This window comes from Bdellovibrio sp. SBM16 (assembly GCF_056175625.1).
In genome coordinates this window covers 60603-76989 of sequence record NZ_JBJKJG010000012.1, presented here as the reverse complement: position 1 = coordinate 76989, position 16387 = coordinate 60603, and the positions used below count along the sequence as shown (strand labels likewise).

General features: G+C 43.0%; 16 protein-coding genes. 9 read left to right on the top strand and 7 right to left on the bottom strand.

Annotated elements, in window-relative coordinates:
- The first annotated feature begins 7 nt into the window (after positions 1–7).
- Positions 8–703, top strand: coding sequence for a polyprenol monophosphomannose synthase (locus AC04MM_RS13355; RefSeq protein ID WP_475380873.1), 696 nt, complete (start codon positions 8–10; stop codon positions 701–703).
- Between the two features lie 20 nt (positions 704–723).
- Here the strand turns inward: AC04MM_RS13355 and AC04MM_RS13350 are convergent, their stop codons facing one another.
- Entirely contained in the window at positions 724–1485 is a 762-nt protein-coding gene (locus tag AC04MM_RS13350; protein WP_475380872.1) for a TrmH family RNA methyltransferase, read from the bottom strand.
- An 8-nt stretch (positions 1486–1493) separates the two neighbouring features.
- Complete coding sequence (gene rsmG, locus AC04MM_RS13345) at positions 1494–2309, bottom strand: 16S rRNA (guanine(527)-N(7))-methyltransferase RsmG (protein WP_475380871.1); 816 nt, start codon at positions 2307–2309, stop codon at positions 1494–1496.
- A 78-nt stretch (positions 2310–2387) separates the two neighbouring features.
- On the opposite strand from rsmG, the gene pheS reads away from it, so the two are divergent.
- The 6 genes from pheS (at position 2388) to AC04MM_RS13315 (ending at position 9569) form a co-directional block, all read left to right on the top strand.
- A complete protein-coding gene (gene pheS, locus AC04MM_RS13340; RefSeq protein WP_475380870.1) occupies positions 2388–3416 on the top strand; it encodes a phenylalanine--tRNA ligase subunit alpha in 1029 nt (342 codons plus the stop codon).
- A gap of 40 nt (positions 3417–3456) precedes the next feature.
- Positions 3457–5901 (top strand): phenylalanine--tRNA ligase subunit beta, encoded by a 2445-nt coding sequence (pheT, locus tag AC04MM_RS13335; RefSeq protein ID WP_475380869.1) that lies wholly within the window; start codon positions 3457–3459, stop codon positions 5899–5901.
- A gap of 122 nt (positions 5902–6023) precedes the next feature.
- On the top strand, positions 6024–6377 hold the full coding sequence (locus AC04MM_RS13330) for an integration host factor subunit alpha (protein ID WP_475380868.1): 354 nt from the start codon (positions 6024–6026) through the stop codon (positions 6375–6377).
- Positions 6367–6978: a MerR family transcriptional regulator gene (locus AC04MM_RS13325; protein WP_475380867.1), complete on the top strand. Its 612-nt coding sequence runs from the start codon at positions 6367–6369 to the stop codon at positions 6976–6978. The genes AC04MM_RS13330 and AC04MM_RS13325 overlap by 11 nt, the downstream gene beginning before the upstream one ends.
- A gap of 65 nt (positions 6979–7043) precedes the next feature.
- Positions 7044–8459, top strand: a complete 1416-nt coding sequence (locus AC04MM_RS13320; protein ID WP_475380866.1) for a DEAD/DEAH box helicase — start codon at positions 7044–7046, stop codon at positions 8457–8459.
- Between the two features lie 87 nt (positions 8460–8546).
- Positions 8547–9569, top strand: a complete 1023-nt coding sequence (locus AC04MM_RS13315; RefSeq protein WP_475380865.1) for a pectin acetylesterase-family hydrolase — start codon at positions 8547–8549, stop codon at positions 9567–9569.
- Positions 9570–9571: 2 nt separating this feature from the next.
- On the opposite strand, the gene AC04MM_RS13310 is transcribed toward AC04MM_RS13315, so the two are convergent.
- The 4 genes from AC04MM_RS13310 to AC04MM_RS13295 all read right to left on the bottom strand — a co-directional run bounded on the left by AC04MM_RS13310 (position 9572) and on the right by AC04MM_RS13295 (position 13118).
- Positions 9572–10588, bottom strand: coding sequence for a lipoate--protein ligase (locus AC04MM_RS13310; RefSeq protein WP_475380864.1), 1017 nt, complete (start codon positions 10586–10588; stop codon positions 9572–9574).
- Complete coding sequence (locus AC04MM_RS13305) at positions 10585–11877, bottom strand: hypothetical protein (protein ID WP_475380863.1); 1293 nt, start codon at positions 11875–11877, stop codon at positions 10585–10587. Before AC04MM_RS13305 ends, AC04MM_RS13310 begins: the two co-directional genes overlap by 4 nt.
- A complete protein-coding gene (locus AC04MM_RS13300) occupies positions 11867–12685 on the bottom strand; it encodes a hypothetical protein (RefSeq protein ID WP_475380862.1) in 819 nt (272 codons plus the stop codon). Before AC04MM_RS13300 ends, AC04MM_RS13305 begins: the two co-directional genes overlap by 11 nt.
- A 112-nt stretch (positions 12686–12797) precedes the next feature.
- Complete coding sequence (locus tag AC04MM_RS13295) at positions 12798–13118, bottom strand: hypothetical protein (protein ID WP_475380861.1); 321 nt, start codon at positions 13116–13118, stop codon at positions 12798–12800.
- Between the two features lie 14 nt (positions 13119–13132).
- On the opposite strand from AC04MM_RS13295, the gene AC04MM_RS13290 reads away from it, so the two are divergent.
- Positions 13133–14245 (top strand): glycosyltransferase family 9 protein, encoded by a 1113-nt coding sequence (locus AC04MM_RS13290; RefSeq protein WP_475380860.1) that lies wholly within the window; start codon positions 13133–13135, stop codon positions 14243–14245.
- On the opposite strand, the gene AC04MM_RS13285 is transcribed toward AC04MM_RS13290, so the two are convergent.
- Entirely contained in the window at positions 14225–14842 is a 618-nt protein-coding gene (locus tag AC04MM_RS13285) for a DUF4360 domain-containing protein (protein ID WP_475380859.1), read from the bottom strand. The two genes, AC04MM_RS13290 and AC04MM_RS13285, sit on opposite strands and share 21 nt — an antisense overlap.
- 151 nt (positions 14843–14993) lie before the next feature.
- Between AC04MM_RS13285 and AC04MM_RS13280 the strand changes: the two genes are divergently transcribed.
- On the top strand, positions 14994–16385 hold the full coding sequence (locus AC04MM_RS13280; RefSeq protein WP_475380858.1) for a mannose-1-phosphate guanylyltransferase/mannose-6-phosphate isomerase: 1392 nt from the start codon (positions 14994–14996) through the stop codon (positions 16383–16385).
- Positions 16386–16387 lie beyond the last annotated feature (2 nt).

Genomic DNA, 16387 nt, shown 5'->3' with positions numbered 1-16387 from the left:
TTACAACATGAGAAAATTAGTCATTATTCCGACCTATAACGAACTTGAAAATATGAAAGCCCTTTTGCCGGTGCTGATGCAGTTAAAACAAAACTTCGACGTGCTGGTCGTTGATGATAGCTCGCCGGATGGAACCGCTAAATTTGTTGAAGAGTTTTCTAAAACTGAAAAACGCGTGCATGTGTTAGTGCGTGCGGCCAAGCAGGGATTAGGCAAAGCCTATTTAGCCGGTTTTGCGTGGGGTTTAAAAAACAATTACGACGTTCTTACTGAAATGGACGCCGATTTTTCACATGCGCCTCATCACCTGGACGAGATCCTGGCTCTAATTGACCAGCACGACGTGGTGATCGGCTCACGATATGTAAAAGGCGGCGGAACCGTAAACTGGGGCGTGATCCGTAAGATTATCTCTCGCGGCGGCAGTTTATATTCGCGTCTGATTCTGGGGTATCCATTACGTGACTGGACCGGCGGGTTTAACTGCTGGAGAAAAGAAGTTTTAGAAAAAATTAATCTTTCAAGTATCCAGTCTAACGGCTATTCATTTCAGATCGAGCTTAAGTACAAGGCGTTAAAGAACGGTTATAAGATTTATGAATCACCGATTATTTTTGAAGACCGCCGTGTCGGACAGAGCAAAATGTCATTAAAAATCGTCTTAGAAGCTTTTTACAAAGTGTGGATGATTAAAAGTTATTAAGATTTAGCTTTCGCTGGGAATTATTGGCGATGTTTTTTGATCTCCCAGAATGAGATGGCTGCCGACACGCTTGCGTTAAGAGATTCAATGCTATGGGTCGGGATATTAATAAACTTCATTTTTTTTATCTGATCCGGTTCGAGACGAAGTCCCGGGCCTTCTTCGCCTAGCCACAGTCTGAAGTCTTTCGGCCATTTTTGTGTAGCAATGTCAGTTCCTTCAAGTTCAAGAGCAAAGTTTTCGCCAGTGATGGTCAGTTCATTGGTTTTTAGTCCGGCAGTGAAAAACTCAGCTTTTAAAACTGCGCCCGCAGAAGCTTTAACCGAATGCGGAAGAAACGGGTGGCAGGCTTCCTGAGTCAAAATGATTTTATTAATGCCAAAACCCACGGCCGATCGTGCAAGAGCACCTAAGTTGCGCGGATCGCCTATCGGAAGCACCACTTCGATACCTTCAGGTTTTTGTTTTAAATCGATGGTTGGAAAATCATCGGCTTCAAGCACGAACAACGGGTAGTGGGTACCCAGAACGTCTAATTCGTTAAATAGGTCCTGCGAAAGAGTGATGGTGTTAAACGGAAATTTCGCCGAATATTTTTCAGAGCAAACCACTAAATGGACTTTAAATGCTTTGTTTTTTGATTTGGTAAATTCTTTGATGAGTTTGTCGCCCATCAAGAAAAATAATTTGTGCTCTTTGATGCCTTTTGCAGAAAGCAATAAACGCAATTTTTTAAAGAGCGGATTATCTTTAGAGGTAATTGTTTGCGCGTCTTTTTTCATGGCTGTTCCTAGAACGAATCATTCAGGAGAATGTCGTTGTCGTCGTCTTCCGGTAAAGGTGCATTTTTGATCTTTTTAAAAATCACTAAGCGTCTATGGTTATCCGTTTTGGGTAAGTCATAACTGATATCGGCTTTAAGTTCGAAGTATTCTGAAAATTCTTCTAAAGCTTTTTTGATCTCAGGATCTACGCCAGGCCCTTTCATAAAATACACTTCGCCACCTTCCTGCAGACAGCTCATGGTGTTGCGTAAGGTATTCGATATATCTTCAACGGCGCGTGTGATAACCCCATAAACCGGGTAGACAAAGTGTTCGTTGATGTTTCTTCCGATGATGTCTAAATTTTCCAATTTTAAATCTTCGCGCACTTCTTTTAAAAACTCGACGCGCTTTTGCACGCCTTCTCCCAGAAGGATCTTTTCTTTCGGGAATCTGATTTTAAGTGGGATACCGGGAAAGCCCGGACCGGTCCCGACATCAATCAGGGGAAACTTTAATTCGGCCAGTTCGGTGATAATCAGGCTATCGATAAAATGTTTGATCGCCACGTCTCTGAGCTTGAGCAGGCGGGTAAAATTGCGATTTTCCTGATTTTTCATCAGCAGTTCGTAAAAACGGGCCAGTTTCATGCGCTCGTCATGTGAGCATTTGAAGTCGTGGTTGCGGAAGATGTCTTGCAGGCGGTCGTTGGCTTCTGCGGCGGTAAAGATCTGATCGGGCTTTTTATGCTTACCTTTCAGATCTTCATGTGAAGTCTTGGCCATTTTTGATGCATTACGAGCCTTGTACGGGCTGTAGTTTTCCTTATTTTTGTGCGCCACGATATATCCTTTAGGGAACTATTCATAGCACAGGGCTAAATGCTTGAAAAGACTTAAATTATTTAGAATAATAACCGGATGGTAAACCAGCATTTAATCGATATTAAGCAAAAAGCCCTAAAAGATTTTCACTCGAGCAAAAACTCACAAGAGCTATATCAGTTTAAAGTTCAATACTTGGGTAAAACCGGGGCTTTAACTGAAGCCATGAAAATGATGGCCACTCTTCCGAAAGAAGAAAAGCCACTGTTTGGAAAACAGGTTAATGAAGTAAAGGCTGAACTGGAAACGGCTTACTCAGGGATTGAGGCCAATCTGCAGAGAGCCGAAATCGATGCTAAAATGTTAAATGAAAAACTGGATTTAACGTTATCGGTTAATGCGCATGAGATGGGTCATGAACATCCCATTTATAAAGTTACCAACGAGATTTTCTCGATTATGGCCCGCCTCGGGTACTCATTACGTACCGGTCCATTAATTGAAAAAGATTATTACAATTTTGAAGCGTTAAATATCCCACCGGATCATCCAGCGCGCGATATGCAGGATACGTTTTTTGTTGATGAGACGCATGTACTTCGTACGCACACATCTCCGATCCAGATTCATTCCCTTGAAAATGAAAAACCACCGTTACGCGTGATCGGTACCGGTCCGGTTTTCCGTGTTGATAGCGATATTTCCCATCTTCCGAACTTTCACCAGATTGAAGGTATGTGTGTTGATAAAAAAATCTCGATGGCTGATCTTAAAGGTACGATCTCGTTTTTTGTGCGTGAGTTCTTCGGCCCGGGTTTAAAAACGCGCTTTCGCCCGAGCTTTTTCCCTTTTACCGAGCCGTCAGCAGAAGTTGATTGTTCGTGCCCGATTTGTAAAAGCAAAGGCTGTTCGCTGTGTAAACAGACCGGTTGGATCGAAATTGGCGGGTGTGGTTTGATTAACCCGAAAGTTTTTGAAAGTGCAAAAGTGCCGTATCCAGAGTGGCAGGGTTTTGCATTTGGTTTCGGTGTTGAGCGTATGGCCATAATCAAGTATGGCGTTGATGACATCCGTCATTTTCCCAAAAACGATGTGCGCTTTTTGAAACAATTTTCTCAGAACTAGGGGCCGACGCGGAAAAGCGCAGTTAGACAGGAATAAATTTATGAAAATTTCTCTACAGTGGTTAAATGATTTTGTTGATGTGACTGAGTTCTATACCAATACGCAAACACTTGCGGATTTGTTAACACGTGCTGGTCTTGAGGTTGAAGATATTCAGAATAAAGCCAAAGACTTAAATAACGTTGTTGTTGGTCATATCCAGGTTAAGGACAAACATCCAAACGCGGATAAGCTATCGCTTTGCCAGGTTGAAATTGCTCCGGGTAAAATTGAACAAATCGTTTGTGGTGCGCAAAACCACAAACAGGGCGATAAAGTGATTGTGGCTCTTCCGGGTGCAGTACTTCCTGGCAACTTCGCCATTAAAAAAGCGAAAGTGCGTGATGTGGAATCAAACGGAATGCTTTGTTCTTACAAGGAACTTGGTCTTGCTACTGAGTCTGACGGCATCGCGATTTTACCTGCCGATGCGCCGGTTGGTGAATCGTTTGCAAAATACGGCGGTCATGATGATATTATTTTTGAGTTAAAAGTGACTCCGAACAGAGCCGATTGTTTATCGCACTACGGTCTGGCGCGTGAAATCGGCTGTTTATTGAATAAACCGGTTAAAAACCCTGAAGTTCAAAAGAAGTTTTCAACGGATTCTACCAAAACAAAAATTAAACTTTCTGTAGAAAATTCTGAATTATGCCCGCGTTACTGTGGCCGCTATATCACTGGTGTAAAAATTGGTGAATCACCGGCATGGCTTAAGCGCCGCTTAGAATCAATTGGCATGAACTCAATCAATAACGTGGTTGATGTGACTAATTACGTGATGCTTGAGATGGGCCAACCGTTACATGCATTTGATGCAAACCTCATCGGCAAACAAACGATCACGATCCGTAACGCCCAGGTCGGTGAAAAGTTTAAAACTTTAAAAGAGCAGGATGTTACTTTAAAAGGCGATGAATTATTAATTACAGACAGCAATGGCCCGGTGGCTTTAGCCGGGGTCATCGGTGGCTTACATTCGGGTGTCAATGACAGCACGACGAATATCTTTTTAGAGTCGGCAAATTTCAAAGCCATGTCGGTACGTAAGTCATCGCGCCAGCATGGTATTGAAACTGATTCTGCGTATCGTTTTTCACGCGGCGTAGATCCGAGTCAAACTTTTGAAATTATGGACCGTGCGGTAAATCTAATCTTACAAGTCGCCGGTGGTGAAGCGTTGGGTGATCATTACGATATCTATCCAAAACCAGTGACCAAGTCGAAGATTAAGATTTCGGTGCAAACGATCACAGATCGCTTAGGTTACCAGGCGGATGCCAAGTTGTTTGAACAGTACATGACCGGACTTCACTGCAAAGTGGAAAAAATCGCCGAAGGGCAGTACCATATTACACCGCCGTTATTCCGTTTCGATTTAGAGCACGATATGGACTTAGTCGAAGAGTATGCCCGCCTTAAAGGGTATGAGCATATCACTGAGACACTTCCGGCTTTTGCGGCAGAACCGGCAAAGCACGACGAAAAATACACAAGTGCCCAAAAGCTTTCCTTATTTTTACGTGGTGAAGGTTATGATCAGGCCTTTAACTATGCGTTTACTTCTGCAGCTGAAGAAAACAAATTTATCACCAGCGCGGATTTATTTAATAAACTAGGTCTTACCATGGATGCAGAAGCGGTTAAGCTGCGTAATCCGTTAAGCGAAGATCTAAATGTCATGCGCCGTTCAATGGTCTATCCGGTCTGGAAGAATGTACGTGAAAATTTTCATGCCGGTAATCATGCAGGTTCGTTATTTGAAATCGGTTCTACGTTTTCTAAAGTAACCGACTCGGTTCGTCCTGAAGTAGCTTATAAAGAAACACGCAAATTGATGTTGGCGGTGTGGGGAGAGGCCTTTGGTTTGTATTCACAGAACTATCCTTTGGTTTATAAAATTAAATCAACGCTTGAGAGTTTATTTCAAAGTTTACAAATTTCAGCTTACACGGTTGCCCCTAACGGGGAGGCTCCGGCGTATTTACACAAAGGCCAATGGGCTTCAATTGTTGTTGAGGGTAAAGCTGTTGGTTATATCGGAACAGTACATCCGGTGATTTTAGCCGATGAAAAGATTCGTGTTCCGGTTGCTATTGCTGAACTTAATTTAGATTTATTGTTAGCTGGCCAACCAAGACCGACGAAATTCAAATCCGTCTCTGCGTTTCAACCCGTAGATCGCGATTTTGCATTTGTAATGGCGTCGGATAAGATGGTGGGCGATTTAACTAAAGAAGTTAAAAAATCTGTAGGGGCCAACTTGCAATCTATGACAGTATTTGATGTCTACGAGGGCGATAAACTTCCGCAGGGACAGAAATCGGTGGCGTTACGTGTGCGTTTACACAGTCAGGATCAGGCCTTAACCGAGGCGGCAATCACTGAAATTACGCAAAAAGTGGTAACAGCTGCGCAGAAATCTGTTGGAGCTAACTTAAGATAGCTATAGGCTAAATAGGACACCCGGGAGGGTGACCCTTTGGTATAGGGTCTGCTGGAAGCAGATCAAATAGAAATAGGGTCTGCCGAAGGCAGATCAAAAATGGACAAAAGGAATGGTTTACCATGGCAGGACAAAACATCGGAAATTCAACGGTCACAAAAGCTGATATCGTTGAAAAAGTTTATGAGAAAATTGGCTTTTCTAAGAAAGAAGCCAGTGAACTTGTAGAGCTTGTTTTTAATTCGCTAAAAGAAACTCTTCACAAAGGCGAAAAAGTTAAAATTTCTGGATTCGGTAATTTCGTCGTGCGCGGCAAAAGCGAACGTAACGGACGTAATCCGCAGACCGGCGAGCAAATTAAAATCTCGGCCCGCCGTGTTTTAACTTTCAGACCCAGTCAGGTACTTAAAGCCATGTTGAATGGTGAAGAGTATGAACATCTGATCGGCAAAGAAGACGAGGAAGATGATGAATAGCAACGACAATCAGGGAAATCCTGACACCCCAAAAAACGGTGCTCATTTTGAAATTTTTCAGACTGAGTTTGAACTGCAGTTAGAAGATAATTTTTTAACTGAGGAAGCTTTAGAAAAAGAAGCTTCTACTTTAGTTAAAGAAAAAGAAGCACTTGAAACACAGAGAAACCTAAAAGCAGAGGCTGAAGCGTTTCCATCAGTTTTAGTTGATGACCAGCTGATGCAGGAAATCGCTTCGATCCCGGACCGTTTTGGTTTTAAGATCGGGGATGTGGCTGATTTATTAGGAATCAAACAATATGTTCTTCGTTACTGGGAGCAGGAGTTTGAACTGTTAAAACCAAAAAAGGCGTCTAACAATCAACGCTTTTACACTAAAAAAGACGTCGAAAATGCGTTTTTGATCCGTAAACTTTTATACCGTGACAAGTTCTCGATTGAGGGCGCTCGTCAGGCCTTAAAAGACGTAAAATTCGTGGTTAAGAAAGAAAAAGACAAAGAAAAGGATTTTTCTTCGGTGATCCAAAAGATGGATTTTGTCCAGGATCAGATCAAGAATTTTGTCTCTGAAATCAGAAAAACCAAGAGTTTCTTTAACTAGTTATTTTTATATCCTTTCGGGATAATACTTGTCCTTTTGCCGTAGAGGGCTTATCACAGTCCTCTATGCAAAATGAAAATACCTCGCCTTCGGCTTTGGCTGATACGACAGCTTCTACTAAACTGTTTTCTGATTTAGAGTTAATTGAGCCACTTCAGCGTGCGCTTCGTGATCTCCGCTACGAAAAACCAACTCCGATCCAGGAGCAAGCAATCCCTATTCTTTTACAGGGGCGTGACCTTTTAGGCTGTGCCCAGACGGGTACCGGTAAAACCGCCGCTTTTGCCTTACCATTATTGCAAAATTTAGCTCAATCCAAAATTCGCCCGCGCCACCGCCAGGCGCTGGTGCTGGTGCTTGCGCCGACGCGTGAATTAGCTCTGCAAATTCATGAAAACTTCGTCGACTACGGCCGCTACCTTGATCTTAAAACAGCTGTCATTTTCGGCGGTGTTGGCCAAGGGCCACAGGTCAAAGAGCTTTTAAACGGCGTTGATGTGCTGGTGGCGACACCGGGCCGTCTATTTGACCTGTTAGAGCAAAAGCATGTGTTTTTGGATAAAGTACAGGCTTTTGTCTTAGATGAGGCTGATCGTATGATGGATATGGGCTTTATTGCTGATATTCAGAAAATTCTAAAAATCTTACCGAAACAGCGTCATAATTTATTTTTCTCAGCGACGATGCCAAAGGATATCGCAAAGCTTGCTGAATCGATCCTCAATAATCCGGCAAGAGTAGAAATCACTCCCGAATCAAGTACCGCAGAAAAAGTAGAGCAGTGGGTGATGTACGTCGATAAACCTAAAAAGCGCGATCTTTTAAAACATATCCTTCAGGATAAAGCGTTTAAAAAGGTGATTGTTTTTACCCGCACCAAGCACGGGGCCAACCGCGTGGCTGAGGTCTTGCAAAAAATTAAGATCACTTCTGCGGCAATTCACGGTGATAAATCACAAGGGGCCCGTCAGCGTGCCTTAGAGGAATTCAGATCCGGCCACTGCCGTGTTCTGATTGCGACCGATATCGCTGCCCGTGGTATTGACGTTGATGACATTACCCATGTGATTAACTTTGAAGTGCCACACATTCCAGAGAACTATGTTCACCGTATCGGCCGTACCGCTCGTGCCGGCCGTGCGGGGATTGCGATTTCTTTTGTCGATATCGAAGAAAAGTCATTTATCCGTGATATTGAAAAGTCCATTGGTAAAACTATTCCGGTTGTGACGCAGCAGCCGTTTCATTCTAAAGAAGTTGAGCTGGCCGCTTTTATGTCGGTCGGTAAAGCTAAAGCTAAGCTTGAGGCCCAAGAAAACGGAGGCGGCCGCGGCGGCGCAGGCCGTAACCGCAATCGTCGCGGTGGTGGCGGTGGTCGTAACCAGCGTCGCGGCGGTGGCAGCGGGGGCCAAAGTGGCGGTTCCCGCCACAAATCCAGTGGCCATCAGGGTAAACCTTCCTCAAAAGCAGGCCGTTCATAGAGGCGTGACAGAAAATTTAAGATTTTTTGCTGCGAGTAGAGCAAAAATACTAGTCTAATTGTTTTTTTATGGTTAGGCTTTTTGTATATGAAATCTTTTATCGCCATTTTTGCTCTTGTAAGTTTAGTTACTCAAACAACTCTTGCACGCAGTTGGGATCGCATCGAAATCCCCGGGGCGGTGTGCGGAGACGGTTTACCCTACTCGGTATTTGTTGATAAAAAAAACAGCAATAAAAATTTATTCATCGAATTTATGGGTGGTGGTGCTTGCTGGGATTTTGGCACCTGCTTTGGGGTTGACCTAGGCGGCATTAAATTTAGAACCTGGATGCACCCGCTACCTAATGTTCCGTTTTACAGTTTCATGACCAGTGATATGTTTTTTTGGAATGATCATCCATTCAGTGAAGATTCTGCGTTGTACCTGCCGTATTGCACCGGTGATGTGTTTTCTGCAGATCACACGATTCATTATCAGGGGTTTCCGACTCATCATCAGGGCTTTCGCAATGTTGTCCTGACATTTCAACATTTAGCTAAAAAAAATATTCTGAATTTTGGCAAAGTCGAGCGCCTTTCAGTTTATGGCGCATCAGCCGGAGCCATCGGCGCCTTAGTGCATTTAAAAACCATTGAGCCATATTTTCCGCGCGCCAAAAAAGTCGGGATTATCGATAGCCCGGGCTTACATTTTGGCCCGACATTCTGGAAAAAGTTTACTCCACAGTTAGTGGATGATTTTACAAAGGCGTTTTCGCGGGTGGGTCTTTATTTAGATCCAAACGATGGCTTTGTGGCCCAGCACATGGGGCCGGTTTTCGCTAGCCTTAAAAATTGGAACATTGGTTTATTGCAGGCGACCCGAGACCAAGTGATGTCGACAGTGTTTGGAGAAATCACACCTGATGACCATAAACGTCTTGTGTTGTCAGATCGTGGTATCGCGGCGGTTGCCCGCCAGTTTCCAAACACCAGTGTCTGGATAACAGATTCGGATTTACATACCTTTATGCTATTAAAATCGACGACAAAGAAAGAAGATGAAGCCCAGCAATCGGCCATGAACTTTGTGACCAGGATTGTGGAAAAGGCTCCAGTTTTAAAATAGTCTTAGACTTCGATGTGGCGGCAGAGCCATTGTTCAAGCTCTGTCAAAGCTAGATCCAGCTCTGAAAATTTTAATTTGGCCTTGGCAACGGCCTTTTTTACCGATTCGCCAAGGTAGGCCTGGCCGCGTAAGTTTTCGGTGAGATCTTCGATGAGTAGCGGGTATAAACAGTCGGTAAAGATCTTAAGATCTTTGATAACGCCGTCACGCACCTGAAAATGAAAATCAAAAAAACCTAAGGAAAGATATTCATCCATTTTGTGGCTGAATTCCAGAGTATTGCCGTAGAGCCAATCCCACGCACTTAAATTATCGTACTGTTCTTTAAGTTCAGGAATCTGCTTTAGGCTTTCCATATTGAGTGAAACGATTTCAGCCTTAGCATTGTAGAAGTCTTCAAAGGCTTTTACCATCGTCTCTACGATGAATTCGTGTTTTATATCCTTGTGAACTTCATTGAGGTTGGCCACACGTGCGCGCACCGATTCTTTACCTTTGGCCTGAAGCTTTTTCGGGCTTGGTGTCAGGTAATTGCCTAACCGGGTCAGATCAGTGTGCAAGAGTAAAGTTCCGTGGTGAAAAGCCCGATCGCGTTTTTCGCGGTAGGCACTGCCGCTGAATTTACGGGGGCCGTCGTGAAACGGAATCAATAAATCATTGCGTCCTGAGGCTTCGCCGCTGATGCCGAAATTCTTTAAAGCGTTGAAAATGACCGCAATATTGTTTTCGCGCTTGTAGGCTTCTTTGGGAGATAGAAAGGTAAAGTTGGTATTACCGAGGTCATGAAAAACGGCGCCGCCACCGGTTGTCCTGCGGGCTAGGTGCACGTTATCGGCTTTCATTTGTGCGAGATTACATTCAGACCACGGGTTTTGGTTTCTGCCGATCACGACGGTGTCGTGATTGCGCCATAAAAACAGAACCTGCTGCGAAGGATCCAAGTTGTGAAAGATCCACTCTTCTGTCGCTAAGTTTAAATGTGGGTTAAAACTGTCTGAAAGAAAAACTTTTAATTTCATAATCCGCCGACGTTAACTAGATACGTCTCTTTACCTAACACACTTTCCATTTTGTTTAAGATTGTCATCCACTGGAAATTTCGATTATCCGTACCGATCATATAATTTAAAAACTCTTTTAACACAAGCGGTGAGGTGTGAAAGTACGATGATAAACCGTTCGTCACCACATCAATATTGGTTTTTGTTTTATAAGCATTAAAATGATCCAGATAGTACGAATAGCTTGAACACGAATCAAAGTAATAGATCTGTTTTTTATTCGGAAACTTGAATTTGCCGGCTTTGCGCTCAAGTTCAGGGATATTTAAATTGCCGCCAAGACCAGAGTGGCCTTCATAAATAATCACATCGGCCGTTGCCACGGCTTGTTTAAAGAAATCGGCAAAAACTTTTGAAGTTGAGCCTATTTCGGTGTCAACCAGTAAACTTTTAATTTCGATGTTAATTGTTTCGCCGCTTGAAAGCCTCACTGACTTTTTGTAGAGATTAAGCGGGTAAGGAGAGTTCTTTTTTAAACGCTCCACACTAAAACCTTTTTCTAGCAGGTAATCGTGGGCCATCTGGTAATTTAATCTGCCATCGTCTTGTTTGTCTTTTTTGTCTTCGGCAAAGCCGTGAATCAGGTAAATCGAGAATAAATCGCCATTGCCGTTATTTCCGCGCAGGAGAGGTAATTCTGCTGAACGCTGGATGTTACGGGTTTTTGATTTTTTAACAGTGATCTCAACGTCCTGGGCGTAAGGAGCTTCAGATAAACGCTCACAGCCTTCACGGTATGGGTCATAGAAATACCAGTAATCACCGAAGGTATCGTAATGGGCATCGGTGCATTTTTTGCGGTAGATCTTAAATGGATTTACCGGAAGCGGTAACGAAAAGCTGCCGCGGCTTAACACTTTATCGGCAGCTTTGTTGTGTAGAATCATCTGGCCTGAGTTTTTATAGCGAATGCGCACATAGGACTGCTGGTTTTTTTCAAAAACATCTTCAGACAGAATTAAAATTTCTGATTGATTCTTTGGTCCACCGATGCCGTGGATATAGTTGGCATTAATACCCATGCGGCCGATTAAAGTCGGCGAGGCAAAGATGCCAAACATATGCTGCGCCTGAAACTGGGCCGCAGCAATAGAATCGCTGAACGATTCGTCGAGCGGCACTTCAACGGTGGCTTCATAGGTAAAGCCGATCTCGGTCGCATTCGGCGAAAGTATCTGTGCTGAAACCTGCGCGGTAAAAGCCCAGATTGCAAAAAATAAAAAAAGCGGCTGCATCTTATTTTTCATTTTTTGCATGTGAGGCGATGTTGTTACCGCCGCTTGATGCGATAGTTAATTCTCCATCGCCATAGATTTCAGTTACAACCGATATTGATAAATCAGCGGCACGGGAGATATAGCCTGAGTCGTCTGTGCCGATACTTGAGATTTTATTTTTACCGACTAGTACCAGTGTTCCAACTTCTAACGTTAATGAACCCATATTCTTTTTAACGTTGACACTTGCATCTTTTAGCATAATTTCGCTGGCTTTGATATTGGTGATTAATTTAGTAAAGGCATGCTCGCCGCAGATAAAAATGCGTGAGGCCATCAGGCTATCAGAGGCTTCAGTTTTAGTGATACTGGCCGTATCATCTTTTAAGCCGGCGATTTCAGATTCAGCTAACTCACAGCCAAGGTTGATGTAAGTTCTGATTTCTTGCAGCTTTTGAAAATCAGCTTTTAAATCTTCGGCTTGTTCGTCAGCTATAACTGTTTGTGAGGTAGAGCTTTCTTTACTTAGGGCGGTTGCAGCACCTGCTCGGTTTAAACCCGCCTTCAGAGATACAGCGATTCGTGAATCCAGCTTATCGGTATCAGTAACTATGACTCCGTTAAGATCGATTTTACCAGGCTGTCCGCCGTCGGTTTGCAATTTTGTAGCAACGTTAATCAGCTCATTAACATCAGCCAGACGCTGCTCGTTTTGTCGGTTTATTTCTGCAAGTTTATTATCTAGATCTTTTTTGAAGTCTGGAGTTTGTGATTTCGTACATCCGGCTGCAAGTGACATAGTCGCTAACAACGATGATAAGAGAATTGATTTTTTCATAGATAAAACTCCTTACATTTTGCACAGATTATAGCAAAGTCATAAGAAGAATTGCTGATTTTTGCCGATCATGTGTGAAAACTACTAAATCGTCAAAACTCTAGACAGTGGGTTAGCGGCTCTGGTTCTCTAAACGGGCTATACGGGCTTCAAGCTCCTTGATTTTGTCTAATAAAGCCTGTTGGTATTTGATCTCAGCTTGTGATTCGTCAAGGGATTGATCGGTAGTTGCGGCTAGTTTTGCCAATTGGTGCTCGCGGATTTTGTTAATTTGTTTTATCTGGGCCTGAAGATTGGCCACCCCATTTTTTAAATTGGCTATTTTCGGGGGAAATTCTCCTGTTACGATACAATAACTGGCCACAAACATCAGCACGGCGAATAAAATAGTGGTGATTAGTTTTTTTAGTATTTCAACAAAGAAGTTTTTCATGTCATTATTTAGTCATGTCTTTTCTGCGAAAGCTAGACCAGAAATTCAGAAGCCTTAATCACCGCCGTATCGATTTATTTCGTCAGTGGCGCTTAGATCTTTTTTTAGCGCTATTTAACCAGAAAAACGAGGGCCCTAAAGCTGTGCCTGAAAAAAGGGTTTTACTGTTACGTTTAGACGGTAAGTTAGGTGATACCATCACAACCACCGGATTTCTCAGAGCGCTCCATGAAAACGGCTATAAAATTGATATCGTAGCCCGTAAGGCAAATACTTTTGTCTACGCTTATATTAAAACGCCGCACCGTTTGTACGCGTTAAAAAAGGGCTTAATATCTTTGTTTGTTTTGTTATTTAAATTGCGTGCGCATTCGTACGAGGCGTTGATCTGTTCAACCCATATTACCGATCCGGCGAGTCTGTGGCTTTCGCGCTTTGTGCCGGCCAAAACCAAGATTGTTTTTAAGAATGAACAGATTGCTTTTTTCGATAAACATATAACGGATGGTTTTTTTGAAAAACATGTGACTGAACGCTATCAGCAGTGTTTTACCGCAATTACCGGTGCAACTTCGCCGTTAGTTAATATGTACGAACTGAATATTCCGGAAGCCGCCATCGCTGAGGCTAAAAAATTTGTTGCCGGCCATAAAAAAGTGATCATCTTAAATTCATTCGCCGGGGCAAGGTTACGTAATTTTTCTTTTGCAACGACCAAGGCGATTATCGAAGAGCTAAGTCTCGATTCTCTGGTTATCAGTTTCGGAAATGATGGGGATTTGCATATCTTGCGTGAATGGAAGAAGCACTACCATAACGCCAACTGGATTGTGCCACATCGCGGAGACTTTGCTTTTAATGCTGCGTTAGTGACGTTGGCAAACGCAGTCATTACACCGGACACATCGATTGTGCATTTAGCTTCGGCGCTGGGAGCGCCACTGGTTGCGGTATATCGTGAAGATGATGGCATTGAAAAAAACTCAAAGATCTGGGCACCTTTAGAAAATAAGCTTGAAAAAAATAAGGGGCATAAAATCATTTATGCCCCGTTACCGGATATCAACAACGTTGATACCCGTGAGATTGTTAAATCTTTAAGAGAATTACTTACATTTCTTCCATGACATAACAAATGTCGAGTTCACGCCGGTATCAACAGAGTCTAAGTTGATTTGGGCAATTGAACGGTCTTTAGTATTTGGAAAGTAAGCTACTTGTAATTCAGTTAATAATTCGATCGTCTGGAAACGTTGACCGCATGGAGAGAACACCACGCGACCGGGTTTTTGACGAACAGAAACCGCGTAGTCATCAGCCACAGGGCCTTTTAACTGAGCTTCACGGGCAGACACGATCGGTTGACCCGGGATGATTTGTGTAAAGCGATGTAATCCATAAGCAGAGGCTGGTAATGCGGTAAATCCACGGTAGTCAGTTTGCTCTAAACCGTATTGGTAACCATGTGGGACATCGACGTCGATTAAAACGCGGCAGTTTTTTCTAAGGCTGGTGGCCCCTGGATTTTCTGAACCTTGTCCGATTTCGACCTTATAGTTATCGAATAATAGTGAAAGAGTTTTACCATCTGATGTCGTAGTGGCCCATGCTGTTGATTCATTACAACCGGTTCCGGCCACTCTGACCCCACGGATAGTTACGCTCTGGGCAAGTGCCGTAGCGGTAAAACCGAATAAAGCTGCTAATAGAATGATCATTTTCATTGAAATTCCCCCTGGGTAAGTGTTTTGTCTATTTTGCATGCCAAACGTTGGTGTCGCCATGGCCTCAAAAATAGGTTCCTATGATTTGCTAAGCAATCAAAAAGCCAAAAGTTTATTGCCCTATTGGCTTAGGCCTTTTAGATTACAAGGCATGAATTTACTTCCTGTTATTATGAGTGGTGGATCGGGAACTCGTCTTTGGCCAGTTTCGCGTTCAAAATTTCCCAAACAGTTCTGTGAACTCTTAGATAAACCACTACATACACTGACGCTAAATCGCCTTAAACGGTATGGCAAAAATCTTATTGTTACAAACATCAAGTTTCAGGATTTAACCGAAGCTGATATTCGTAAAAACGGTTTTGATATCGAAAAAGTACTCTATGAGCCGACACCGCGTAATACGGCGGCCGCAATTGGTTTAGTCTGCAAATATTTAGAGTTTCAAAATAAACTTGATCAGGTTGTCGGAGTTTTTTCGTCAGACAATTTAATCTTGGACGAAAAAGCATTTCACGATGCCTTGGGTGTAGCAGCCAAAACGGCCAGCCAGGGTGCGGTCGTGGTTCTTGGTATCAAACCAGATCATCCCGAAACAGGCTTTGGTTATATTCAGGTGCAAAATCGCGCCATCGGTACACAAAAAACCACCGAAGTTTTAAAGTTTCATGAAAAGCCGTCAGTTCAAAAAGCAAACGAGTTTTTAAATGCCGGCACCTATTTCTGGAATGCCGGAATTTTTATTTTTAAAGTTGAAAACATGATCCAGCACTTTAAAAAGCTGGAGCCGGAACTCTGGAATCAGCTAGAGGCCTTAAAGCCGGATTTATCAAACTTAAATGAAGTTTATAAAGATATTAAAAATATCTCGATTGATTATGCGATTTTAGAAAAGTTAACGTCGCCGGAACTCATGTGCGTAACCTGCGATATCGGCTGGTCTGACTTAGGCTCGTGGGATTCGTTAATGGATATCCGTGAGCACACACAGACCAAACCGCAAGCGCATAACATTCAGGTTTCAAGCAAAAACAATTCAGTCTATGCCATGGATAACAAAACCTACAGTTTTGTCGGAGTTGAAGATCTGATGGTGGTTGATACCGCCGATGCGCTTTTAGTCTGTAAGAAAAATGAATCACAAAAAGTAAAAGATGTCGTTGATCGTTTAAAAGTCACTAACCCGCACATTACCGAAGAGCATGTGTTTGAGAACCGGCCATGGGGTAAGTTTGAAATTTTAAAGGATCAGGATTATTACAAATCCAAGGTTATCCGGGTTGATGCCGGTCAGAAGATTTCTTACCAGTCGCACGCCAAGCGTTCTGAACACTGGATCATCGTTAAAGGTGAGGCTGTAGTTTTATTAAATGACAAAGAAGTGCCTTTAAAAACCGGTGAACATATTTTTATTCCTCAGGGAGCGAAACACCGGATTATCAATAATTCAAACGCAGCCGTCGAGTTTATCGAAGTGCAGGTCGGTTCGTACTTTGGTGAAGACGATATCGTCAGATATTCGGATGACTACGGTCGTAACTAATT